General features: G+C 62.4%; 4 protein-coding genes and 3 pseudogenes. 4 read left to right on the forward strand and 3 right to left on the reverse strand.

Translation table 11 applies throughout. The features are described 5' to 3' along the window. Nucleotides 1-204: 204 nt before the first annotated feature. Nucleotides 205-1,433 (forward strand): annotated as a pseudogene (locus BN4252_RS00035) (IS256 family transposase). 66 nt (nt 1,434-1,499) lie between these two features. Continuing rightward, nucleotides 1,500-1,601: pseudogene (locus BN4252_RS00040) on the forward strand (IS6 family transposase); the annotation flags it as partial. Between the two features lie 272 nt (nt 1,602-1,873). Here BN4252_RS00040 and BN4252_RS00045 read toward each other — a convergent pair. The 3 genes from BN4252_RS00045 to BN4252_RS00055 all read right to left on the reverse strand — a co-directional run bounded on the left by BN4252_RS00045 (nt 1,874) and on the right by BN4252_RS00055 (nt 5,063). Beyond that, a complete protein-coding gene (locus BN4252_RS00045) occupies nt 1,874-2,215 on the reverse strand; it encodes a metal-sensitive transcriptional regulator (protein ID WP_066523911.1) in 342 nt (113 codons plus the stop codon). A gap of 57 nt (nt 2,216-2,272) precedes the next feature. Further along, on the reverse strand, nt 2,273-4,684 hold the full coding sequence (locus BN4252_RS00050) for a heavy metal translocating P-type ATPase (RefSeq protein ID WP_230208516.1): 2,412 nt from the start codon (nt 4,682-4,684) through the stop codon (nt 2,273-2,275). 169 nt (nt 4,685-4,853) lie between these two features. Further along, complete coding sequence (locus BN4252_RS00055; protein ID WP_066523913.1) at nt 4,854-5,063, reverse strand: heavy-metal-associated domain-containing protein; 210 nt, start codon at nt 5,061-5,063, stop codon at nt 4,854-4,856. Nucleotides 5,064-5,248: 185 nt separating this feature from the next. Between BN4252_RS00055 and BN4252_RS00060 the strand changes: the two genes are divergently transcribed. Both BN4252_RS00060 and BN4252_RS00065 read left to right on the forward strand, forming a co-directional pair. Continuing rightward, a complete protein-coding gene (locus BN4252_RS00060) occupies nt 5,249-5,500 on the forward strand; it encodes a type II toxin-antitoxin system prevent-host-death family antitoxin (RefSeq protein ID WP_066523916.1) in 252 nt (83 codons plus the stop codon). Nucleotides 5,501-5,974: 474 nt separating this feature from the next. Continuing rightward, nucleotides 5,975-6,125: pseudogene (locus tag BN4252_RS00065) on the forward strand (IS256 family transposase); the annotation flags it as partial.

Genomic DNA, 6,125 nt, shown 5'->3' on the forward strand with positions numbered 1-6,125 from the left:
CTATATTGAAGGGGCGAAAGCCACCGGGTGGAAACAAGCCATCAACCAACTAGCCGTGGCATACCCCGACCGATTCGCGGACTACTTGTAAACTAAGCCCCCGCACACAAACAATCGGACACTCTCGCCCTGGGAAATACAGGGGCGGCCACCGCCAGTAACCTTTCGACTCAACTACCACATCTCACCGAAAGACACATGACGATGACCGTTGCACCGCATTCTATCGACCCGACAACCTATCTGCTCGCTCAAGCCTCCCCGGATCTGATGCGCCAGATGCTGCAGGGTTTATCGACCAGATTCTCTCCGCCCAGGCCGACACTGTCTGCGGCGCCGAATACGGGGTTGCTTCCACCGAGCGGGTCAACCACCGCAACGGGTATCGCCACCGCGACCTCGACACCCGTGTCGGCACCATCGATGTGGCAGTGCCGAAGCTGCGCCACGGCGCGTTCTTTCCAGACTGGCTGCTAGAGCGCCGCTCACGAGCCGAACGGGCACTATCGACCGTGATTGCGACGTGCTATCTCAAAGGGGTCTCCACCCGCAGGATGAACGATCTGGTGGCAACCCTTGGGATTTCTCACCTGTCGAAATCGAAAGTCTCGCGGATGTCGGAAGAACTCGACGAGATGGTCGCAGACTTTAGAAACCGCCCACTGGACCCAGGCGGGTACGCCTACCTGTCGTGCGACGCGTTGACAATCAAAGTGCGCGAAGGCGGCCGGGTGGTCAAATGCTCCGTGCTGCTTGCCACCGGTGTCAACGCCGACGGGTACCGCGAAATGCTCGGCATGCACGTTGCCACTGCGGAATCCAACGCATCGTGGAAAGGCTTCTTCCAGGACCTAAAAGCCCGCGGGCTTCGCGGTGTCTTCCTGATCACCAGTGACGCTCACGAGGGCATCCAGCACGCGATTTCCGAAGTGCTGCCTGACGCGTCGTGGCAGCGGTGCCGCACCCACTTCGCGAAAAACCTCTACGAGAAAGTCCCGAAGACACAGTGGCCGATGGTCTCTGCGATGTTCCAGACGATCTTCCAGCAACCTGATGCCCAATCCACTTGGGCTCAAGCCCGCGGAGTCGTCGACTTGCTGGAACCGAAATTCCCCCAGGTAGCGGCGTACTTGGAGGAATCACTCGATGAGGTGTTGGCGTTTACCGCGGCCCCGAAACCGGTCTGGACGAAGGTGTGGTCCAACAACCCCACCGAGCGGCTAAACCGGGAAATCCGCCGGCGCACCGACGTCGTGGGCATCTTCCTGAACCGCAAATCCATCATCCTGCTTGTCGGGGCGGTCCTTGCCGAGAAGCACGACGATTGGATCCAGCAAGAACGCTACATGTCACTGTCCGCACTCGAACAGACCAAACAACTCATGCACCGGACAGGAGACGATCCCCGCGACCACCACGAGCTAACCGCCTGACCAAACCCCGAACTTCATACCGAGCCGAAAGCACGAACGGCTACACCACTACACGGGACTTGACCGGAGGCGATGCACTCATTGCAGAAAGGGCAAGGCACGATGTTTGCCTACGGGCAACCGAACCCGGACGCGGTGATCGTCAACCGGGTCTTCGAGACGGCCTGACAACGCCCATCCGCAGCGGCCATCAGGGAATGAGAAACTGAGTTTTTGCGGCTCCCCCCAACTTTGCAACAGCACCGGTTGATGTTGCAGGTGGGGATGTGGCCGAGGTTGTTCAGCGGCGCGATCTTTTCGACCAGCAGCACCACAGTGGCCATCAACCCGATCATGCCGCCGCTAGCAGCAGAACTCCGAAGCCTCCAGCCGGCAACAGGGGCGGTCAGAGTGGCCTGGCCGCCGTTCTCGACGGGGCGTGGTGGTCGGGTCCCGGCCTGTCACCGGGCGAAACGGGCGATAGCGTCGGTGACTTCCTGGAACTTCGCGTCGGCCTCCTCTCGTCCTAACTGGGCGGCGTCACGGACGCAGTGTTTCATGTGGTCATCGAGTAGTCCCAGGGCAACGCTGCGTAGGGCAGCATTGACCGCGGAGATCTGGGTAAGGATGTCGATGCAGTACTGTTCCTCGTCGACCATGCTTTGCAGGCCCCGGGCCTGGCCCTCGATGCGCTTGAGGCGTGCGAGATAGCGATCCTTGTCGTTGATGTAGCCATGGGTGGTGCGACAGGTGTCGGCCCCACCCGAGGAGGAAACGGCCTGATCAGGGGTGCGAGTATCCACAATGGTCTCCTTGCTGAAAAAACGGGGCAGGTATGTCCTGAGTCAGTTGCGGGTCGATCAGGATGGAAAGCCCGAGGGTATGGAATGAGGCGTGAGGACCTCATGGTCCCCACGCCCTGTGGCGTTATTCGGATAGGCGGTGACCGGCTGCCGCACGGAGGGGCGAGCGGGCTGCGGTGAGGAACTGGTGTTGTCGTGGGAGGGCTTGAATCTACGCAGCGTGAGGGAGTTGGAGACCACGAACACCGAGGAGAAGCCCATCGCAATGCCCGCCAACCCCGGGTTGAGGAAACCGATCGCGGCGACCGGGATCAGCACGACGTTGTAGGCGAACGCCCAGAACAGGTTGCCCTTGATAGTGCCCAGCGTGCGACGTGACAGACGGATGGCATCGCCCGCGGAGCGCAGGTCGTTGTTCATTAAGGTGATATCGGAGGCCTCGATGGCCACATCCGTGCCCGCCCCCATGGCCAGACCCAGATCGGCCTGGGCCAGGGCGGCCGCGTCATTGACGCCGTCGCCGACCATGGCGACCTTCTTGCCCTCATGTTGCAGCTTCTCGATGACCGCGACCTTGTCCTGCGGCAGGACCTCGGCACTCACGTTGGCCGCATCGATGCCCACCTCTTGGGCGACGGCGGCCGCGGCCTTCGCGTTATCGCCGGTGAGCAGGTACGGACTCAACCCCAGCCTGCGGAACTGGGCGACCGCTTCCGCTGAGGAGTCTTTGATGACATCGCGCACCACGACCACACCGGCGGGCTGGTCATCGACGTAGACGGCAACCGGGGTCGCGCCCAGCAACTGTGCGTGGTCGAAGGCGGTGGTGAGGTCACGGGGCAGCTGGCCGGCGGGACGGCCGACGGTGACGACGTGACCCTTGACGGTGGCCGTGACACCCCGGCCGGCGGTGCTGTCGAAGTCGGTGGCCTCCTGGATGTTCCCGGAGCGCTCGGCCTCGGCGACAATCGCCTTGGCGATGGGGTGCTCGGAGCCTGCTTCGACGGCCGCCGACAAGGCGAGGACCTCGTTGTTGGTGTAGCCGTCGGCGGCGTGGACGCCGGTGACCGACATGACCCCGGAGGTGACGGTGCCGGTCTTGTCCATGACGATGGTGTCGACCTGGCGGGTGGATTCGAGGACCTCCGGGCCCTTGATCAACAAGCCCAGCTGCGCGCCCCGGGAGGTGCCCACCAGCAGGGCGGTCGGGGTGGCCAGTCCCAGGGCGCATGGGCAAGCGATGATCAGCACCGCGACTGCGGCGGAAAAAGCCCAGTTCACCCCGCTGCCGAGGGCGAGGTGGACGATCAGGGTGATGATGGAGACGGCAATGACCGTCGGGACGAAGACCGAGGAAATCTTATCCACCAGGCGCTGGACCGGGGCTTTTTTCGCCTGGGCGTCAGTGACCAGCTTGGCCATCTGGGACAGCGTGGTCTCCGAACCTGTGCGGGTGACTTCGACCAGCAGTCGACCGGAGGTGTTGATCGTCGCGCCCGTGACCGGGGTGCCGGGGGCGGCCTCGACAGGAACGGACTCGCCTGTCAGCATCGACTCGTCGATGGCCGAAGTGCCCTCGATGACACGACCGTCGGTGGCGATCTTCTCACCCGGGCGGACGACGAAGACGTCGCCGACTGTCAGCTGGGAGACCGGGACGCGGACTTCCTCACCGTCGCGGATCACCGCGGCGTCTTTCGCACCCATGTCCAGCAGGGACTTCAGCGCCGCGGAGGACTGGTCCTTGGCGCGGACCTCAAACCACCGGCCGAGCAACAGGAAGGTGATGACTACGGCGATGGTCTCGAGGTAGATGTGGTCCATGCCGTCATCGCGGGGCAGCAGGCTCACCTCCATGACCATGCCGGGGTGCCCGGCGTTGCCGAAAAACAAGGCCCACAGCGACCACAGATACGCAGCGGTAGTGCCCAGAGACACGAGCGTGTCCATCGTGGTCGAGCGGTGACGCAGGTTGGTTAAGGTCGCCCGGTGGAACGGGGCGCCACCGTAGAAGTAGATCAGGGTGGACATGACGAGCAGGGCCCACTGCCAATTCATGAACTGCAGGGACGGGATCATCGAGATCGCGACCACCGGAACGGAGAGGATCGTCGACCCGATCAGACGCGACTTCAGGTCTGTGGCCTCGGCCTCGTGGGCCTGTTCGTGGCGGTCACCGACCACCTCGGTGTCGTCCTCCGGGCCGCTGTCCACGGCGGGGGCATGTTGATCCCTCATGGTGAACGCGTCGTACCCGGCACCCCGCACGGTTTCGATCAGCCGATCGGCGTCGACTTTGGTGGGGTCGTAACTGACGGAGGCGGATTCGGTGGCGAAGTTGACGGTAGCCTCCACGCCATCGAGCTTGTTGAGCTTGCGCTCCACCCGCCCTGAGCACGACGTACAGGTCATGCCGGTGACGCCCAGATCGACCTGGAGTAGGTCAACCGACGGTTGAGTCTGAATCATCAGTGATCAGTCCTTCAGCAAACAGCGGTGAGGTGCATCTCCGAGGTCCCAAAGGCCCGCCCGCAGATGCACCGTCGGGGATATCGAACCTGCATGGCTGGGCCTGATGGGCATATCCAGCAGGGTTGGCCCGGCCGTGTCTACCCGAGGTGGGGACCGAGCCCAGAGATTAGGGCTTGACGGTGTAGCCGGCTGTCGTGACAGCGGCGGCAACATCGTCGTCGGTGAAGTTTTCACCCGTGACGGTCACCTGTCCGGTATCCACGGTGGCCTCCACCATGGTCACACCGGCGACCTCGCCGATCTCCTCCTCCACGGAGGATTTGCAGTGTCCGCAGGTCATGCCTTCGATGACGTACTTCTTTGTTACGGCGCTCATCAGATGTTCCTTTCCTTGATGTCCTGAAGGGCAGGAGTGGAGATGCCCAACAACCTTCAACCTATACCCATGGGGGGTATCAGTCAAGGAGGTGTCTGCCCCTAAGCGTCCCGTTCGGCGGGCAGGATTTCCGGAACGGCCGCGATCGTTGCTGCACTTCTTGTACAAAATGTACGTTAAAGGGTATGGGCATCACGGTCACCCTCGGTCAGTTCCGCAGCGAACAAAGCCACTATCTTGATGCCGCCCAACGTGAACCGGTCACCATCCTCAGTCGCGGGCCCCGCCACTGGGCGGTGGTGGTCTCCCCGGACTTCTACGACCGGGCGGTTCAGGCGCTGGAGGATGGCGAAAATATCCGTGCCGCAGCGGCTACCCGTCAGGAGGCGGGCGGTGTCTCCCACGAGGAGTTCACGTCCGACCTCAAACTGGACTGACCTGCCTGTCCATACCTGTGCCGCGGTATTTGATCATCGATAAGCTTTCAACTGCGACAGCCCTTCGCACGCTGGCCCGGCAATGGCAGCAGTGATTGCCACCGCCATCGACGCCCTGGCCCACGTTCCGCCGTCTCGGCGGAGTGGAAAAGTTGCGGGGCGGCGACGGAGAGTGCTGTAGCTGGGTAGTCCACGGCCGTCAATGACGGTGAGCTGATCAGCGTCTCGGTTCCAAGGAAGACAGGCACTCATACTCGCATCGTTGAGTGGGATGAGGCTGGTCCCTGGCGTTCCTGCGCATGACGCATGACTGCCGAACCTGAACAAATAAGGAATGGACAGCTGAGGCACGCTGCATCAGGCTGCTAGCGGGGCCTTTTTCGTTGCCCGTATCGGGTCAGACCCCGCGGCTTGTGCAGAGAGTGTCAGGAAGTTTGTGTGTGAGGCTCTGATCTGAAAGGAGTTTCACCGATAATGACTACGGTGTCACCGAAGAATGGCTATGACCCGTCGAGGGTCAACGCGATCAGCGAGAAGCTGATGGATAACCCCGAGCTCGCAAAGCTCATCGGGGAGCTCTCCACCTCCACCGATGACGCCAGCGAGCTGGTGAAGGGGCTTTTGC

The organism is Corynebacterium bouchesdurhonense (genome assembly GCF_900078305.2).
Classification (GTDB): domain Bacteria; phylum Actinomycetota; class Actinomycetes; order Mycobacteriales; family Mycobacteriaceae; genus Corynebacterium; species Corynebacterium bouchesdurhonense.